General features: G+C 69.6%; 16 protein-coding genes. 10 read left to right on the forward strand and 6 right to left on the reverse strand.

Going from position 1 to position 17,277, the window contains the following annotated elements:
* Positions 1 to 22: 22 nt before the first annotated feature.
* On the reverse strand, positions 23 to 2,245 hold the full coding sequence (locus ACTRO_RS30070) for an NADP-dependent isocitrate dehydrogenase (protein ID WP_034277349.1): 2,223 nt from the start codon (positions 2,243 to 2,245) through the stop codon (positions 23 to 25).
* A 245-nt stretch (positions 2,246 to 2,490) separates the two neighbouring features.
* Here ACTRO_RS30070 and ACTRO_RS30075 point away from each other — a divergent pair, with 245 nt between their 5' ends.
* The 7 genes from ACTRO_RS30075 to ACTRO_RS30105 all read left to right on the forward strand — a co-directional run bounded on the left by ACTRO_RS30075 (position 2,491) and on the right by ACTRO_RS30105 (position 10,243).
* Positions 2,491 to 3,480 carry a malate dehydrogenase gene (locus ACTRO_RS30075; RefSeq protein ID WP_034268475.1) on the forward strand — a complete coding sequence of 330 codons (990 nt, stop codon included), beginning with the start codon at positions 2,491 to 2,493 and terminating at the stop codon, positions 3,478 to 3,480.
* A 181-nt stretch (positions 3,481 to 3,661) separates the two neighbouring features.
* Positions 3,662 to 4,582 carry a hypothetical protein gene (locus tag ACTRO_RS44140; protein ID WP_051451610.1) on the forward strand — a complete coding sequence of 307 codons (921 nt, stop codon included), beginning with the start codon at positions 3,662 to 3,664 and terminating at the stop codon, positions 4,580 to 4,582.
* A 139-nt stretch (positions 4,583 to 4,721) separates the two neighbouring features.
* Entirely contained in the window at positions 4,722 to 6,098 is a 1,377-nt protein-coding gene (locus ACTRO_RS30085; protein WP_063628097.1) for a hemolysin family protein, read from the forward strand.
* A 103-nt stretch (positions 6,099 to 6,201) separates the two neighbouring features.
* Entirely contained in the window at positions 6,202 to 7,236 is a 1,035-nt protein-coding gene (trpS, locus tag ACTRO_RS30090) for a tryptophan--tRNA ligase (protein ID WP_034268477.1), read from the forward strand.
* Positions 7,233 to 7,781: a 2'-5' RNA ligase family protein gene (locus ACTRO_RS30095; protein WP_034268480.1), complete on the forward strand. Its 549-nt coding sequence runs from the start codon at positions 7,233 to 7,235 to the stop codon at positions 7,779 to 7,781. Before trpS ends, ACTRO_RS30095 begins: the two co-directional genes overlap by 4 nt.
* 43 nt (positions 7,782 to 7,824) lie before the next feature.
* Positions 7,825 to 8,742 carry a YihY/virulence factor BrkB family protein gene (locus ACTRO_RS30100; RefSeq protein ID WP_051451611.1) on the forward strand — a complete coding sequence of 306 codons (918 nt, stop codon included), beginning with the start codon at positions 7,825 to 7,827 and terminating at the stop codon, positions 8,740 to 8,742.
* Positions 8,743 to 8,794: 52 nt separating this feature from the next.
* Complete coding sequence (locus ACTRO_RS30105) at positions 8,795 to 10,243, forward strand: choice-of-anchor A family protein (RefSeq protein WP_051451612.1); 1,449 nt, start codon at positions 8,795 to 8,797, stop codon at positions 10,241 to 10,243.
* Positions 10,244 to 10,329: 86 nt separating this feature from the next.
* Here the strand turns inward: ACTRO_RS30105 and ACTRO_RS48320 are convergent, their stop codons facing one another.
* Positions 10,330 to 10,653: an LPXTG cell wall anchor domain-containing protein gene (locus tag ACTRO_RS48320; protein ID WP_034268483.1), complete on the reverse strand. Its 324-nt coding sequence runs from the start codon at positions 10,651 to 10,653 to the stop codon at positions 10,330 to 10,332.
* 202 nt (positions 10,654 to 10,855) lie between these two features.
* Between ACTRO_RS48320 and ACTRO_RS48325 the strand changes: the two genes are divergently transcribed.
* The gene (locus tag ACTRO_RS48325; RefSeq protein ID WP_034268486.1) at positions 10,856 to 11,668 is read left to right on the forward strand and encodes an alpha/beta hydrolase; all 813 of its coding nucleotides are present in this window, start codon (positions 10,856 to 10,858) and stop codon (positions 11,666 to 11,668) included.
* Between the two features lie 10 nt (positions 11,669 to 11,678).
* Entirely contained in the window at positions 11,679 to 11,966 is a 288-nt protein-coding gene (locus ACTRO_RS30120; RefSeq protein ID WP_034268488.1) for an SCO4848 family membrane protein, read from the forward strand.
* Positions 11,967 to 12,954: 988 nt separating this feature from the next.
* Here the strand turns inward: ACTRO_RS30120 and ACTRO_RS30125 are convergent.
* Positions 12,955 to 13,404, reverse strand: coding sequence for a hypothetical protein (locus ACTRO_RS30125; RefSeq protein WP_034268491.1), 450 nt, complete (start codon positions 13,402 to 13,404; stop codon positions 12,955 to 12,957).
* Positions 13,405 to 13,650: 246 nt separating this feature from the next.
* Between ACTRO_RS30125 and ACTRO_RS30130 the strand changes: the two genes are divergently transcribed.
* Positions 13,651 to 14,118, forward strand: coding sequence for a hypothetical protein (locus ACTRO_RS30130; protein ID WP_034268494.1), 468 nt, complete (start codon positions 13,651 to 13,653; stop codon positions 14,116 to 14,118).
* An 89-nt stretch (positions 14,119 to 14,207) separates the two neighbouring features.
* Here ACTRO_RS30130 and ACTRO_RS30135 read toward each other — a convergent pair whose 3' ends face one another.
* The 3 genes from ACTRO_RS30135 to ACTRO_RS30145 all read right to left on the reverse strand — a co-directional run bounded on the left by ACTRO_RS30135 (position 14,208) and on the right by ACTRO_RS30145 (position 17,266).
* Positions 14,208 to 14,939 (reverse strand): succinate dehydrogenase iron-sulfur subunit, encoded by a 732-nt coding sequence (locus tag ACTRO_RS30135; protein WP_034268495.1) that lies wholly within the window; start codon positions 14,937 to 14,939, stop codon positions 14,208 to 14,210.
* Position 14,940: 1 nt separating this feature from the next.
* Positions 14,941 to 16,731 carry a succinate dehydrogenase flavoprotein subunit gene (sdhA, locus tag ACTRO_RS30140; RefSeq protein ID WP_051452535.1) on the reverse strand — a complete coding sequence of 597 codons (1,791 nt, stop codon included), beginning with the start codon at positions 16,729 to 16,731 and terminating at the stop codon, positions 14,941 to 14,943.
* Between the two features lie 94 nt (positions 16,732 to 16,825).
* A complete protein-coding gene (locus tag ACTRO_RS30145) occupies positions 16,826 to 17,266 on the reverse strand; it encodes a succinate dehydrogenase hydrophobic membrane anchor subunit (RefSeq protein ID WP_034268496.1) in 441 nt (146 codons plus the stop codon).
* Positions 17,267 to 17,277 lie beyond the last annotated feature (11 nt).

Consider the following 17,277-nt stretch of genomic DNA (forward strand, 5'->3'; position numbering starts at 1 on the left):
AACGCCTAGCGGGGCATCGGCATCAGCCGAGCAGCGAGAGCGCCTGGTTGAAGGTGGCCGAGGGACGCATCGCGGCCGCGGCCTTCGCCGGGTCCGGCTGGTAGTAGCCGCCGAGGTCCACCGGGCTGCCCTGGACCGCGATCAGCTCCCGCACGATGGTCTCCTCCTGCGCGGTGAGGGTCTCGGCCAGCGGCGCGAACGCCGCGGCGAGCTCCGCGTCGGCCTGCTGCGCGGCGAGCTCCTGGGCCCAGTAGAGCGCCAGGTAGAAGTGGCTGCCGCGGTTGTCGATCCCGCCGAGCTTGCGGCTGGGCGACTTGTTCTCGTTCAGGAACGTCGCGGTGGCCCGGTCCAGGGTGTCCGCGAGCACCTGGGCGCGCGCGTTGCCGGTGGTCTGGGCCAGGTGCTCGAAGCTGACCGCCAGCGCCAGGAACTCGCCGAGGCTGTCCCAGCGCAGGTAGTTCTCCTTGACCAGCTGCTGCACGTGCTTGGGCGCCGAGCCGCCGGCGCCGGTCTCGAACAGGCCGCCGCCGTTCATCAGCGGGACGACCGAGAGCATCTTGGCGCTGGTGCCCAGCTCCAGGATCGGGAACAGGTCGGTCAGGTAGTCGCGCAGCACGTTGCCGGTGACCGAGATGGTGTCCTCGCCGCGGCGGATGCGCTCGAGCGAGTAGGCGGTGGCGTCGACCGGCGAGAGGATCTCGATGGTCAGGCCCTCGGTGTCGTGGTCGGTCAGGTAGGTGACGACCTTGCGGATCAGCTGCGCGTCGTGCGCGCGGTTCGCGTCGAGCCAGAACACCACCGGCGAGCCGGTGGCCCGGCCGCGGGAGACGGCCAGCTTCACCCAGTCGCGGATCGGCGCGTCCTTGGTCTGGCACATCCGGAAGATGTCCCCGGCCCCGACCGGCTGCTCGAGCACGGCCGCGCCGGTGGCCGCGTCCACCACCCGCACGGTGCCGGCCGCCGCGAGCTCGAAGGTCTTGTCGTGGCTGCCGTACTCCTCGGCCTTCTGCGCCATCAGGCCCACGTTGGGCACCGAGCCCATGGTGGCCGGGTCGAAGGCGCCGTGGGCGCGGCAGTCCTCGATGACGCTCTGGTAGACGCCGGCGTAGCTGCTGTCCGGCAGCACCGCCAGGGTGTCGTGCTCGGCGCCGTCCGGGCCCCACATGTGGCCGGAGGTGCGGATCATGGCCGGCATCGACGCGTCCACGATGACGTCGCTGGGCACGTGCAGGTTGGTGATGCCGCGGTCGGAGTCGACCATGGCCAGCGCCGGTCCGTCGGCCAGCTCGGCGTCGAAGGAGGCCTTGATCTCGTCCCCGTTCGGCAGCGCCGCGAGGCCGGTCAGGATCCCGCCGAGGCCGTCGTTCGGGCTCAGGCCCGCCGCGGCCAGGTCCGCGCCGAAGGCGGCGAAGGTCTTCGGGAAGAAGGCGCGCACGACGTGGCCGAAGACGATCGGGTCGGAGACCTTCATCATGGTGGCCTTCAGGTGCACCGAGAAGAGCACGCCCTCGTCCTTGGCCCGGGCCACCTGGTCGGTCAGGAACGAGCGCAGCGCGGCGACGTGCATGACCGAGGCGTCCACGACCTCCTCGGCGAGCACCGGCACGGACTCGCGCAGCACGGTCACGGTGCCGTCCTCGGCGACGTGCTCGATCCGCAGCTTGCCGTCGGCGGTGATGACGGCGGACTGCTCGGTGGAGCGGAAGTCGTCCTCGCCCATGGTCGCCACGTTCGTCTGGGACGAGGAGGACCAGGCGCCCATGCGGTGCGGGTGCGTCTTGGCGTAGTTCTTCACCGAGGCGGGGGCGCGCCGGTCCGAGTTGCCCTCGCGCAGCACCGGGTTGACCGCGCTGCCCTTGACCTTGTCGTACCGGGCCCGCACGTCGCGCTCGGCGTCGGTCTTCGGCTCGTCCGGGTAGTCCGGCAGCTCATAGCCCCGCGCCCGCAGCTCCGCGACCGCGGCCTTGAGCTGCGGCACCGAGGCGGAGACGTTCGGCAGCTTGATGATGTTGGCCTCGGGCGTGGTGGCCAGCTCGCCGAGCTCGGTGAGCGCGTCGCCGATCCGCTGCGCCTCGGTGAGGTACTCCGGGAACACCGCGAGGATCCGCCCCGCCAGCGAGATGTCGCGCGTCTGGACGCTCACCCCGGCCGTCGAGGCGTAGGCCTCGATGATTGGCAGGAACGAGTAGGTCGCCAGCGCGGGCGCCTCGTCGGTGTGGGTGTAGATGATGGTCGAGTCTGTCACCGGGTGCTCCGCTTCGGTATGCGACGACACTTTTTCTCGACATCAAGATACCCCAGTCCCGGGCCCCGGCCCTACTCGGCTCGGGGGCGTCGCGGGCCCTTCGCTGTCACGCGTCTCACAGCCGGTCGCCGCCGAACCGGTCCGAGCGGCGGAGTAACGTTACGGCGGGCGGGCAACCCGCGGAGCCGAGTACGGCCCGGGCCCGAACAGTCCCTGCTGTCTCAGAGTTCGAAGAAGGCGTCGCAATGACTCGCACCCCCGTCAACGTCACGGTCACCGGCGCGGCCGGCCAGATCGGTTACTCGCTGCTGTTCCGGATCGCGGCCGGCCACCTGCTCGGCCCGGACGTGCCGGTGAAGCTGCGCCTGCTCGAGATCACCCCGGCGCTCAAGGCCGCCGCGGGCACCGCGATGGAGCTCGACGACTGCGCGTTCCCGCTGCTGCACGGCATCGAGATCACCGACGACCTCAAGACGGCGTTCGACGGCACCAACGTCGCGCTGCTGGTCGGCGCCATGCCGCGCAAGGCCGGCATGGAGCGCGGCGACCTGCTCGCGGCCAACGGCGGCATCTTCAAGCCGCAGGGCCGCGCGATCAACGACCACGCCGCCGACGACGTGCGCGTGCTGGTGGTGGGCAACCCGGCCAACACCAACGCCCTGATCACCGCGAGCCACGCGCCGGACGTGCCCAAGACCCGGTTCACCGCGATGACCCGGCTCGACCACAACCGCGCGGTCGCCCAGCTGGCCAAGAAGACCGGCGCCGCCGTCACCGAGATCAGCAACCTGACGATCTGGGGCAACCACTCGGCCACCCAGTACCCGGACATCTTCCACGCCAAGGTGGGCGGCAAGAACGCGGCCGAGCTGGTGAACGACCAGGCCTGGCTGGAGGGCGACTTCATCCCGACCGTGGCCAAGCGCGGCGCCGCGATCATCGAGGCCCGCGGCCTGTCCTCGGCCGCCTCGGCCGCCTCGGCCGCGCTGGACCACGTGCGCACCTGGTTCCACGGCACCGCCGAGGGCGACTGGACCTCGATGGGCATCGTCTCCGACGGCTCCTACGGCGTGCCCGAGGGCCTGGTCTCCTCCTTCCCGGTCACCACCAAGGACGGCGACTACCAGATCGTCCAGGGCCTGGAGATCGACGAGTTCTCCCGCGGCCGGATCGACGCCTCGGTCGCCGAGCTCGTCTCCGAGCGCGACGAAGTGACCAAGCTCGGCCTGATCTGACCCCGCGTCACCCAAGCGCCCGATCCCGTCCACACCCGGTTCATCCCGGCGTGGGCGGGATTTGTCGTCTCATCAGTTCGGTAACGGAGTTTGCCGCCTTCTTGCCGCGGGCATACGAATGCGTTTGGCTGGGCCGGTTCCGCGATGTCACAGCCGAAAAACAGGGGGCGTTGATCTTCCCATGAGCAACCCGTACGACCCGTACTCCTCCGGTCAGCAGCCGCAGCAGCCGCAGCAGCCCGCCGACGCGGCCGCGCCCACGCAGTTCGTGCCGTTGCAGCAGCCGCAGCAGCCTGCCTACGGTGCTCCGCAGGGCGCGCCGCAGGACGCACAGGGTTGGAGCCAGCCGGGCGGCCAAGCGCCGTACGGTGCTCCGCAGCAGCAGCCTTACGGTGCTCCGCAGCAGCCGCAGCAGCCCTACGGCGCTCCGCAGCAGCCTTACGGCGCGCCCCAGCAGCCGCAGGTTCCCGCCTTCGGCGCGCCGCCGCAGCAGCCGGGCCAGCCCGCGTTCGGCCAGCCCGCCTTCGGCCAGGGGCCGCAGGGCCCTTACGGCTACCCCACCCCGGTCAGCGCGGTCAAGGCCAACCGCACCGGCGGAGCCAAGATCGCCGCCGCGATCTTCGGCACCATCGTCGGGCGGGTCGTGGTCCTCCTGGTGGTCGCCGCCTGTGTCGCCGGCTACCACTTCGCCACCGCGAACCCGGCCAAGCGCGACAACAACGGCCAGGTCAACAAGGCCGGCACGCTCTCGGTGCTGGACCTGAAGGTCGGCGACTGCTTCGACCTGCCGTCCAGCGAGTCGGATGTCACCTCCGTCACCGCCATTCCGTGCACCGAGGCGCACGACGCCCAGATCTACGCGGAGCCGAAGATCACCGAGTCCAGCTTCCCCGGCACGGACACGCTCGAGAGCGAGGGCAAGACCACCTGCGAGTCGGACGAAGCCACCGCCTCGCTCGCCTCGGACCTGCCGGACAGCATCACCGCGGAGTACTACTTCCCGGAGAACTCGGAGACCTTCGACGACGGCACCGACTACTTCAGCTGCGCGCTGACCTCGTCGAGCAAGGACCTGACCAAGTCCTACGTCACCGCCTCCTGACGCCACGGGCTTCGGCCCGGACCGGGGGATCCGCGAGGGGCCGTGCGCGCCGTAGACTGGTGCGCATGGCCCTTTCGCCTCCTTCGGAGTGCAATAGACCCGGCGGCTCGCCGCTCCCGTTCCCGGGGGTGCCGGGCCGGTGAACCCCACTGTCCTGTCCTGCCTCATCGTCCTGGCGCTGATCCTGATCGAGGCCCTGTTCGTGGCCTCGGAGATCGCGCTCGTCTCGCTGCGTGAGGCGCAGGTCCAGGAAATGGCCGAGTCCGGCCGCCGCGGCGCGATCGTCGCCCGCCTGGTGCGCGACCCCAACCGCTTCCTGGCCACCGTCCAGATCGGTGTCACCCTCACCGCGCTGCTCTCCTCCGCCTACGGCGCGACCACGCTGTCCGAGCACGCCAAGAACGCGCTGGTCTCGGCGGGCCTCGGCTCCGGCCTGGCCGGCTTCACCGGCCTGGTGGGCGTGACCATGATCATCTCCTTCGTCACCCTGGTCATCGGCGAGCTCGCGCCCAAGCGGCTGGCCATGCAGCGGATCGAGCCCACCGCCCGCGCCGTGGCGCCGTTCCTCAACGGCATGTCCCGGCTGTGCCGGCCGGTGATCTGGCTGCTCTCGGTGTGCACCGACGGGGTGGTGCGGCTGTTCGGCGGCGACCCCTCGGCCGCGCGCGAGCAGGTCAGCGAGGCCGAGCTGCGCCGCATGGTGGCCAGCAGCGACTCGCTGAGCAAGGACGAGCGGCGGCTGATCGACGAGGTCTTCGGCGCCGGCGACCGGCAGCTGCGCGAGGTGCTGGTGCCGCGCACCGAGGTGGTCTTCCTGGACGGCTCCACCTCGATCCGGGTCGCCGCGGCCGAGATAGCCGGACACCCGCACTCGCGCTACCCGGTGATCGACCAGTCCGCGGACAACGTCGTCGGCTTCGTGCACGTGCGCGACCTGCTCAGCCCGGCCGCGGCCGAGCGGGAGGGCAACGTCTCCGCGCTGGCCCGCCCGGCGCTGTTCCTGCCCAGCACCAAGCACGTGCTCGACGCGCTCTCCGAGATGCGCCGCGACTCGTTCCACCTGGCCATCGTGGTGGACGAGTACGGCGGCACGGCCGGCATCGTCACCCTCGAGGACCTGGTCGAGGAGGTCATCGGCGACATCCGGGACGAGTACGACAGCGCCCGCGCCGACGTGATCCGGCTGCGCGACGGCGGCCTGGACCTCTCCGGCCTGGTCAACCTGGACGAGGCGGCCGAGGAGATCGGCGTGCCGCTGCCCGAGGGCCCGTACGAGACGCTGGCCGGCTTCCTGATCGCCCAGCTCGGGCGGATGCCGAAGGCCGGGGACGTGGTCGTGCACGACGATCTGCGCTTCACCGTGCACACCATGGACGGCCGCCGCGTCTCCCGGGTGCGGATAGTCCACACGGGCGACGAGGCGCAGGCCCTGGAGGCCGAGCTCGGCGGCGGCGAGGAGAACCGGAGCGGGGTGCCGGCGCCGGCGGAGGCCCAGGCCGTGATAGCGCAGCAGTAGCCGCGGCGGCGGCCGCGCGCGGCGCCCCGACGGCGCCCCGGACGGCTGCCGACCCGGGCGGAGCGGGTGAAGCTCCTTGCGCGGGTCTGCGAGAATAGAAGCCATGTCCACCGACCTGACGACAGCAGGGCCGCCGCGTGCTCTCCCGCGCGTGCTCAGCGGGATCCAGCCCACCGCCGACTCCTTCCACCTGGGCAATTACCTGGGAGCGGTGCGCAACTGGGTCTCCATGCAGGACGACTACGACGCCTACTACATGGTCGTGGACCTGCACGCCATCACGGTCGAGCAGGACCCGGCGGCGCTGCGCCGGCGCACCCGGGTGGCCGCCGCCCAGCTGCTCGCGGCCGGCCTCGAGCCGCAGCGCTGCGCCCTGTTCGTGCAGAGCCACGTGCCCGAGCACGCGCAGCTGAGCTGGGTGATGGGCTGCCTCACCGGCTTCGGCGAGGCCTCCCGGATGACCCAGTTCAAGGACAAGTCGGCCAAGCACGGCGTCGGCGCGGCCAGCGTGGGCCTGTTCACCTACCCGATCCTGATGGTCGCGGACGTGCTGCTCTACCAGGCCGACTTCGTCCCGGTCGGCGAGGACCAGCGCCAGCACCTCGAGCTGACCCGCGACCTCGCGCAGCGGTTCAACACCCGCTACGGCAAGGCCTTCACCGTGCCCGAGCCGTACATCGTCAAGGACACCGCGAAGATCATGGACCTGCAGGACCCGACCTCGAAGATGTCGAAGTCCGCGTCCTCGCCCGGCGGGATCATCGAGCTGCTGGACGACCCGAAGGCCAACGCCAAGAAGATCAAGTCGGCCGTCACCGACACCGAGCGGGAGATCCGCTTCGACGAGGCGAACAAGCCCGGAGTGGCCAACCTGCTGCGCATCTACGCCGCGCTGGGCGAGCGCACCATCCCCGAGCTGGAGCGGGACTACGAGGGCAAGGGCTACGGCGACCTCAAGAAGGACCTCGCCGAGCTCGTCACCGACACCCTCTCGCCGTTCAAGGAGCGCACCGAGGAGATCCTGGCCGACGCCGGCAAGCTCGACGCGATCCTGGCCGAAGGCGCCGAGAAGGCCCGGGAGGTGGCCTCCCGGACCCTGTCCGAGGTCTACGAAAAGATCGGTTTCCTTTCGAAGTGACCACCATCGGGATATCGCTGGAGATACCGGAGCCGTACGGCAGCGCCCTGCGGGCCCGCCGGGCGTCCTACGGCGATGTCCACGCGAAGTACGTCCCGACGCACGTCACGCTGCTGCCGCCGACCGAGGTGGACCCGGCGGCGCTCGGCGCGATCGAGCAGCACCTCGCCGACGTGGCCGCCGGGTTCTCGCCGTTCACCATGCGGCTCGGCGGCACCGGCACCTTCCTGCCGATCTCCGCGGTGGTCTTCGTGCAGATCGCGCAGGGCATCACGCCCTGCGCGAACCTGGAGTCCCAGGTGGTCAGCGGAGTGCTCGAGCGTGAGCTGCAGTTCCCGTACCACCCGCACGTCACGGTCGCGCACGACCTGGACGAGCACATGCTCGAGTTCGCCATGCAGGATCTGGCCGACTACCACGCCGAGTTCGACATCGACCGGCTCAAGCTCTACGAGCAGCGTGCCTCGGGCGACTGGCAGGTGCTGCGCGAGTTCCCGTTCGGCCAGGAGTGGTGCGCCGGCGAACCGGCCCGCGGCGCGGCGTAACCGCACGCCCGCCACACTCGGTGACGCTGGGTAAGCTCTCCGTGTGGTCAAGCTGACGGCGGCGCGGATCGTGCGGCGCTCCTGGCACTGGTGGGGCGTGCGCGGCCGCCCGCACCCGGTCTACCGCACCTTCCACCGTTTCCAGCAGCGCCGCGGCACCCGGCTGGCCGCCGCGATGACCTACTCGGCGTTCCTGTCCCTGTTCCCGCTGCTGGCAGTGGCCACCGCACTCACCGCCGCCCTGCTCGGCCACAGCGGGGTCGAGACCGTCAACGAGCACATCCGCAAGCAGCTGCCCGGCATCGCCGGGGAGTCCTCGCTGAACGCGGTCGCCGCCAACGCCGCCACCGTCGGCGTCATCAGTGCCCTGATCCTGACCTGGACCGGGCTGTCCTGGGTCAACACCGCGCGCGGGAGCATGCGCGAGATCTGGGGCGTGGACGACATGCCCGGCAACTTCGTCGTGCGCAAGGTGGCCGACCTGGCCTCGCTGGTGGGCCTGGGCCTGTCCGCCGCGGTCGTGCTCTCCGCCACCGTGCTCACCTCGGGCCTGGCCGCGCACGTGCTGCGCTGGCTGCGGCTGGCCGACACCCAGTTCGCCCGCTCGGTGCTGTGGCTGATCGGGACGGTCCTGGGCATCGGCGCCGGGACCATCATGTTCGCCTACTTCCTCTCCGGCATCCCGCGGCTGTACATGCCGCACAGCGTGCTGTTCAGTACCGCGCTGGCCGCGTCCGTGCTCTTCGACATCACCAAGAGCCTGGTCGGCTCGTACCTCAGCTCGGTCGCCGGCCGCTCCCTCTACGGTGCGTTCGGCGTCCCCATCGCGCTGCTGGTCTGGTTCGACCTCACCTTCGTCACGACCCTGTTCCTCTCCGCCTGGACGGCCACCCGCACCGAGGACGCGCTCGAGGCCGAACGAGCGCATCTGGCGAAGTCCGACCGGGTGAATCAGGGCTGAGCACGGTCCCGCCTGAGCCGACTCGGCGGCGGCGAGGGGTTACCTGCGAGGTATGACTCGCCGTTACCATCAAAAGCTTTTCAGTCCACCGCTGACCGCGGCCCTGGCCGCGTTGGCGATCGCCACGCTGTCCGGCACGCCCGCGTTCGCGGCCACCGACCATCTGCCGCACCTGCAACCCGTGGCGATCGGCAACCCCGTCTCCGGCAACGACGGGTTCACCGCGTTCGTCCACCACGACGCCTATGTCGCGTCCAACGAGAACGAGGGCACGATGGCCCTCGGTGGAAACCTCGTGCTGCGCGGCACGGGTGGCAACTACAACGTCGCCGCACACGAGCCGCCCACCGACGAGGCGTTCGTCGTCCCTGGCGACGACCGGCCGACCGGCCTGCTGATCGGCGGCGCAGTCAACTGGGCCGACAGCACCAGCCAGGGCATCGTGCAGGTGCAGAGCAACACCTATGTGAAGCTCGGCGACCAGACCGGCACCGACATCCTCGGCACCGGCGGCCCGACGCAGCTCGTACCGACCGGCGGCGAGCGCAACTCGACGCCGCGGGTCGAACTCACCACCGACCAGCCTGTCGATTCGATCGTCCAATCAGGGCTCATCGACTTCGATGCGGTATTCGACCTCTACAAGGCGCGCTCGCAGGCCATGGCGGACTGCCCGGACACGGTCATCCCGACCGAGGCGAACGACACCACCCCGCTCCCGCAGCCGTGGCCCGCCGGCACCCAGGCGTACCTCACCCTCGACACCTCGCACACGAACGTGTGGACCGTGACGAAGCAGCAGCTCTCGCTGCTGTCGAACATCACCCTGCGGAACCTGCCGACCGAGAACGGCCCGCTGGTGATCAACGTGCTCGACGACAGCGGCCACTTCGACTGGAAGGTCACCACGCTGGCCGGCTTCAGCGGCGACGCCGCGCCCTACGTGCTGTGGAACTTCCCGCAGACCACGAACCTCACGCTGTCCGGCTCGGCCAGCATCGACGGCACCGTCTACGCGCCCAGCGCCCGCCTCGTCGACCAGAACGACGGGAACATCCAGGGCAACGTGATCGTGGACACGCTCGTGCACGGCGACGCGACCCACAACGGCGGCGAGATCCACGACTTCCCGTTCAAGGGCATCGTCGACTGCGAACTCACGCCGACCGAGTCGCCCACCACTGAGACCCCGACCATGACTCCGACCGAGACTCCCACCGAGACCCCGACCGAGACGCCCACCACGCCGCCGGCTCCGACCTGCACGGCCACCCCTGAGCCGACGAAGACCTGGCCGACCGAGACCGCGGAGCCGACCCACTCGGGCAAGCCCGGCGAATGGCAGAACCGTCCCTGGCACCACCGCCGGCCGTGCGGCAAACTGCCGCCGACCGGAGCGTCCGTCAGCCCCGGCGCGTTCTACCCGGCGCTGGGATTGGTCGCCGGGGGAGTGGTGATCCTCGGCGCGGCCCAGTACCGGCGCAGGGCCCGTAGGCACTGATCCGTCCTGACGCGCATGTAATACCTACCTTCGACGGCCGGGGCAGGATCCTGCCCCGGCCGTTCGCGTGCCATGCGCACTACCCACTACCTCAGATCGCGACGCTTACGCCGAATGAGCAGCAGCGTCGTGCCGACGGCGAGCAGCACTCCGCCCGCCTGCATCACGTACTCGACGCGCACACCGGTGGGCGGCAGCGTCAGCATCGCGACCAGCTGGGCGTCCGCGTCCGCGTCTGCATCGGTGACAGGGTGTCGGGCGGCGCAGACCGTGCCGCTGCCGGGAAGGTCGCGTGCGGCGAAAGTGCTCTCCGAGCACGTGATCCCGCTGATGTGGTCCACCACGGACGTGCCTGAGCCGGACGCGGCGGCCAAGGCGGCAGACGGCGAGAGCACGAGCGCCGCCGACAACGCGCAAGCTCCGGCAAGCGAATACGTCGCCGCTGGTCCGTGCAAGAATGATGTCGATCTCAACATACGCGTGAGGCTAGGTCGCCGCTTCCGCGTGTCGCCGCCAGTGAACTCTTTCGTGGCGTGTCGGCAGCGGGCGGGAGCCCGCCATCGGGCACTTATCCACTTGTCCGGGTGCATACCCAGTGATCGGATATCAGCCATGGCCATGGCAGCCGTCCGCGAATCCTCGACACGCTACCGAGCCGCCGACGGCACCGAACTCCCGTTGCTGCTCTTCGAACCGGCCGAAGGCGCGCACGTCAGCGCGGGAGTCGTCCTGTTCCACGGAGGCGCCCTGCACAAGGGCTCGCCCGACTCGTTGGCAGCACACTGCCGAGAACTCGCATCGCGCGGAATCTTCGCCGCGTCCGCCGGCTACCGGCTCCTCGGCCAAGGCGCGGCAAGCATCGACGACTGCGTCGCCGACGTTCGTCGCGCGACCGCAGAGTTCCAGCGGCTAGCCGCCCTGCGGGGCATCGACCCCAACCGCCTCGCCGCCGGAGGCAGCTCGGCCGGAGCCCACCTCGCACTCGTTGCAGCCATGGTCGCCGACACGTCGGCCGCCTCCATCCCCGCCGTTGCGACCCTCGTGGCCCTCAACCCGGCCGGCCTGGACCTGCGCTCCCTCGACGCATCCGTCCACGCCCGCCTCGAGCGCCAGATCGGCATCGCCACCGGCCGACTCGCCGAGTACTCGATGATCGAGCACGTGCGCCTGGGCACCCCGCCGCTCCTGATCCAGCACGGCACCGCCGACGAAGTCGAGTCAATCGAGACCGTCCGCCGCTTCCGCGACGCACTGGTCCGCGCCGGAAACGTCTGCAAGCTCCTCGAATACCCGGACGCCAAGCACGCCTTCCACTACCCGGAGAGCGGCGCCCACTTCCCCACCGTCATCGAAGCCACCGCGAACTTCGTGCTCACGGCAGGCAAACTTCTACCGCGTGTAAAAACTGGAGGGGCGACGAGGTAGCCTGTCTGTCATGCGCTTGTCTCGCCGTGCCTCGTGGCTGCTGATCGCCTTCGCCGTCTGGTCGTGGATCATCTGGGTCACTCTGATCAAGAACATCAACAACGACCCGCGGGCGTGGAACGGCAACCACCCCACCGGCTTCCTGATGGTGCACGTCGTGCTGGCGATCATCTCGCTGGTCATGGGCACGGCGATCGGCTGGCTGGGCTGGAAGGGCCTGCGCGCGCTCAAGGCTCAGGACGGCAACGCGGTCGCGACGCCGCAGCAGGCCGGCGAGCCCGACCGCGAGAAGGTCTGACTTCTCTGCCTCGACGAGGCGCCGCGGCGCGGGCCACGTGGGGGCTTGCCGGCGTGCGCTTCGCTTCGCCCTGGTTCGTGTGACCGCCCGCCCACCCGTTGCGTAGGTGGGTCGGCTGGGGTTTCAGGAAAAAGATCGCCTCCGGCGGGGGCCCTCGCTCGGAGAGTGCCGGAGGCTTACCGGCTGGGGTTCTGGGTGGTGGTGGGGTCGGGGCGGGTCTCTCTCCTCGCCCGGGCCCCGGAGGCAATCAGGAACCCGCCGGGAGGTCAAGCGGCGGTGGCTCCCGCCGTGCTGGTTTCTGCATCGCGCCGCTTGACCTCCCGGCGGCTTCCCGATCGGGCTTCGCCTGCCCGACCGAGGAGAGAGCCCCGCCCCTGGCGAGATCCCTGCGGGAGGTCGGTGGCCCGGTCCGCTCCTGCCCGAACCCGATGCAGAATTCTTCAGCACATTCTCGCACCGGGTTGGGAGCCCTGTCGGATCGTGATGCCCGTTCGCTTCGCGGGGAAATCCTGCAGGCGGGGCTCCGCACATGTGATGCAGGATTTTTCATAACCACTCCCATAAGGCTCCCGACACATCTCCATTCTACAGCGCGGCTCCGACAAAAGGAGTCTACGGGAACTCACGGGGATTATCGTGCGTTGAAATAGGTGGCAGATGAGAGTTGAATAGATCGCGCGATTCGCGCTAATGCAGAATACTGTATCGACTCGAATCGCTACCGGACCGGGCCACCGACCTCCCGCAGGGATCTCGCCAGGGGCGGGGTTCCTGATTGCCTCCGGGGCCCGGGCGAGGAGAGAGACCCGCCCCGACCCCACCACCACCCAGAACCCCAGCCGGTAAGCCTCCGGCACTCTCCGAGCGAGGGCCCCCGCCGGAGGCGATCTTTTTCCTGAAACCCCAGCCGACCCACCTACGCAACGGGTGCGCGGGCGGTCACACGAACCAGGGCGACGCCCGGTACGCCTGAGTTCTGAGCTGTTCGTTATACATGGTCATCGGCGACCACCCACCAGCCGGGCTGATTCTCGCCTTGGGGCGGCTCGATGTCGTGTGCGGCGAGGTAGCAGTCCAACGTCGTCTTCCACTCGGGGTCGGTATCGCGCAACTTCGACAGTTCGATGGGGTTCCCGCGGCCGAAGTGGTCCGCCCACCAGGTTGGAGCGGCGGCGGCGCGCAGGTGCGGGCACACCACGTCGCCGTTATCGCTGCCGTGGTCTCCCATCAATGCGCCGATCGCGATCTCGGCCGCCAGTGTCTCTCTCCGCCCGTCATCGGACCGGAGTGAGTGAAGAGGCTTGCCGCACGCGGCGGCTACCAGCTGCTCAATCTGGTCGTCTTGCCACGTGAGTAAGGCGTAGAAGTCGTCCAGGGTGAACCCGAATTCTTCGGGCGAACTCCAGGAGTATTCGTAGAAGATCTCTGCTGTACCCATCTGATCCCCTCCCCTGGTCGGACATCGAGCCGCGGCCATCGCCGAGGTGACTCCAGGATGACATCGACCACTGACAGCTCTGGGGCCACCGTGCCCGCTGACGGCTGATCTCCCAGCCCATGCTCCGAAGAGAACTCCGCCCGCGCCCGTCCTTCGGAACCGTTGACCGCTGACCGCCTCGGTGCCACCATCTGCTTCACCGTGGATGCTCCAAGCAGGGGCGGGCCGCGCTTGGGGAGGGGCGGGATGGTCGGCGACGCTTACGACAGCGAGCCTTGGGAGGTGCCCGATCTCGGCTTGCCGCTGCCCGTCGTCGCGGCGAGGCCGGTGCCGGCGCATGCCGTTCCGCTGTGGCCGCTGGGGGTGCGGCTGATGGTGCGGGTGGTGGCGCTTTCTTGGCCGTTCTTCTGGGCGCTGCTGCGCTATATGCAGCAACCTGCCTACCCGCCTGCCGGCTGCGTGTCCGACTGTGTGGACCCCAAGACCGCCTACGCGCACGGGATCTTCCCGTGGCTCTTCGCTTACTCGGTCGTGTCGCTGCTGGGCGTGAACTCCGTCATCTTCCTGCTTCGCCAGCGGCGCGGGGGGACGGCTGCGGCGGACGACCTGCCCGTGCCGTTCATCGCCAAGTTCGCGACCTTCGTGGTGCTGTGCGGGGTCGCCTTCGCCATCGGCATACTGCGGGGCATGTCGATCTGGATCTACGGACGCTGACGTAGCGCGAGCGCGGAACCGACGCAGCGGGGCGCGGAGAGTGCTCTCCGCGCCCCGCTGCGTCAGTCGATTCCAGCGTCAGCCCGGCCTCAGAACCGCCGGGTGATCAGCGCGCGCTTGACCTCGGCGATCGCCTGGGTGATCTGGATGCCGCGCGGGCACGCCTCGGTGCAGTTGAACGTGGTGCGGCAGCGCCAGACGCCCTCGCGCTCGTTGAGGATCTCGAGGCGCTCCTCGGCCGCGTCGTCGCGCGAGTCGAAGATGAAGCGGTGCGCGTTGACGATCGCGGCGGGGCCGAAGTACTGGCCGTCCGTCCAGAACACCGGGCACGAGGTGGTGCACGCGGCGCACAGGATGCACTTGGTCGTGTCGTCGAAGCGGTCGCGGTCCTTCTGCGACTGCAGGCGCTCCTTCGTCGGCTCGTTGCCGTGCGCGATGAGGAACGGCTTGACGTCGCGGTAGGCCTGCAGGAACGGGTCCATGTCCACGACCAGGTCCTTGATCACCGGCAGGCCCTGGATCGGCTCGACCGTGATCGGCTTGTCCGGGTTCAGGTCCTTGACCAGGCTCTTGCACGCGAGCCGGTTGCGGCCGTTGATCCGCATCGCGTCCGAGCCGCACACGCCGTGGGCGCAGGAGCGGCGGAAGGTCAGGGTGCCGTCCCGGTCCCACTTGATCTCGTGCAGCGCGTCCAGGATGCGCCAGGTCGGCAGCGCCTCGACCTGCCACTCGTCCCAGCGGTGCTCCTCGGTATCCGGGTCGTACCGCTTCACCCGGACGGTGATGGTCATCGCCTGAGGGTCGGAGGTTGCGGCCGGCATGTCAGTACTTCCTCACCATCGGCTGGTAACGGGTCACCACGACCGGCTTCCAGTCCAGACGGATCTCGTACGAGCCGTCCTCCTTGGCCTCGCGGTACGCCATCGTGTGCTTCATGTAGTTCTCGTCGTCGCGGTCCTGGAAGTCCTCGCGGGCGTGGCCGCCGCGCGACTCCTTCCGGTTGAGCGCGCCGATCACCAGGACCTCGGCGAGGTCGAGCAGGAAGCCGAGCTCGACCGCCTCGAGCAGGTCGGTGTTGAACCGCTTGCCCTTGTCCTGCACCGCCACGTTCGCGTACCGCGCCTGCAGGGCCTTGACGTCGTCGAGGGCCTGCTTGAGCGTGCCCTCGTTGCGGTAGACGCCCGCGTTGTCGTCCATGGTCCGCTGCAGCTCGGTGCGGATGGCGGCGACCTTCTCGGTGCCCTTCGCCGCACGCAGCCGCTCGATCATCTCGGCGACGCCCTCGGCGGCGTCCTCGGCGATCGGCACCAGCGGCGCGGTCTTGACGAACTCGGACGCGGCCAGGCCGGCCCGGCGGCCGAAGACGTTGATGTCGAGCAGCGAGTTGGTGCCCAGGCGGTTCGAGCCGTGCACGGACACGCAGGCCACCTCGCCGGCCGCGTACAGGCCCGGCACCACCTGGTTGTTGTCCTGCAGCACCTCGGCCTGCACGTTCGTGGGCACGCCGCCCATCGCGTAGTGCGCGGTCGGGTAGACCGGGACCAGCTCGGTGGTCGGCTCCACGCCGAGGTACGTACGGGCGAACTCGGTGATGTCCGGGAGCTTCTCCTCGATCTGCTCGGCCGGAAGGTGCGTCAGGTCCAGGTAGACGTAGTCCTTGTGCGGACCGGCGCCGCGGCCTTCGCGCACCTCGAGCACCATCGACCGGGCGACGATGTCGCGCGGGGCGAGGTCCTTGATGGTGGGGGCGTAGCGCTCCATGAACCGCTCGCCGTCGGCGTTGCGCAGGATGCCGCCCTCGCCGCGGGCGCCCTCGGTGAGCAGGATGCCGAGGCCCGCCAGACCGGTCGGGTGGAACTGGTAGAACTCCATGTCCTCCAGCGGCAGGCCCTTGCGCCAGATGATGCCCATGCCGTCGCCGGTCAGGGTGTGCGCGTTGGAGGTGGTCTTGAACACCTTGCCGAAGCCGCCGGTGGCGAAGATGACCGCCTTGGCCCGGAAGATGTGGATCTGACCGCTCGCCAGCTCGTAGGCCACCACGCCCGCGGTCGGGCGTACGCCGTCCTCGCCGGGCTCGCCGAGCAGCAGGTCGAGCACGTAGTACTCGTTGTAGAACTCGATGCCCTCCTTGACGCAGTTCTGGTACAGCGTCTGGAGGATCATGTGGCCGGTGCGGTCCGCGGCGTAGCAGGACCGGCGCACGGCGGCCTTGCCGTGGTCGCGGGTGTGGCCGCCGAAGCGGCGCTGGTCGATCCGGCCCTCGGGGGTGCGGGAGAAGGGCAGGCCCATCTTCTCCAGGTCCAGGACCGCGTCGATGGCCTCCTTGCACATGATCTCGGCGGCGTCCTGGTCGGTCAGGTAGTCGCCGCCCTTGACCGTGTCGAAGGTGTGCCACTCCCAGTTGTCCTCCTCGACGTTGGCCAGCGCGGCGCACATGCCGCCCTGGGCCGCGCCGGTGTGCGACCGGGTCGGGTAGAGCTTGGTGAGCACGGCGGTGCGCGAGCGGGTGCCGGCCTCGAGGGCCGCGCGCATGCCCGCGCCGCCGGCGCCGACGATCACGGTGTCGTAGGTGTGCACCGGGTACGTGCCGCGGGTGGAGGGCGCCGTGACCATGTCCGTGTAGGTGTACTTGTACTCGTCGCCGCCGACGTTCGGCGGGGTGACCTGGTAGGTCGTCTCGTTCGTCTCAGTCATGGTGGAGCGCGCCTCAGGCCTTGATGTCGGGGGTGAAGGTGAAGATGACGAGGCTGCCGAGGAACACCATCCAGATCGCCGCGGTGTAGAGCACCGTCTTGAGGGCGACCCGGGAGCCGTCGCGCTCCGCGTAGTCGTTGATCACGGTGCGCAGGCCGTTGGTGCCGTGCAGGGTGGCCAGCCACAGCGTGACCAGGTCCCAGACCTGCCAGAACGGGGAGGCCCAGCGGCCGGCCACGAAGGCGAAGTTGATCTTCTCCACGCCGCCGTCGAGCACGAGCATGATGAACAGGTGGCCGAGGACGAGGAAGGTCAGCAGCAGGCCGGAGAACCGCATGAACAGCCAGCTGTAGAGCTCGAAGTTGGTCCGGCCGGAGCGCGGGCTGCGGCGGGTGCGCAGCTTGGAGCCGGCGCCCGGGGTGCGCGGAGCCTCGATCGCGGGGGTCGTCGTCATGATGGCAATCC

It is taken from the genome of Actinospica robiniae DSM 44927 (assembly GCF_000504285.1).
Lineage (GTDB): Bacteria > Actinomycetota > Actinomycetes > Streptomycetales > Catenulisporaceae > Actinospica > Actinospica robiniae.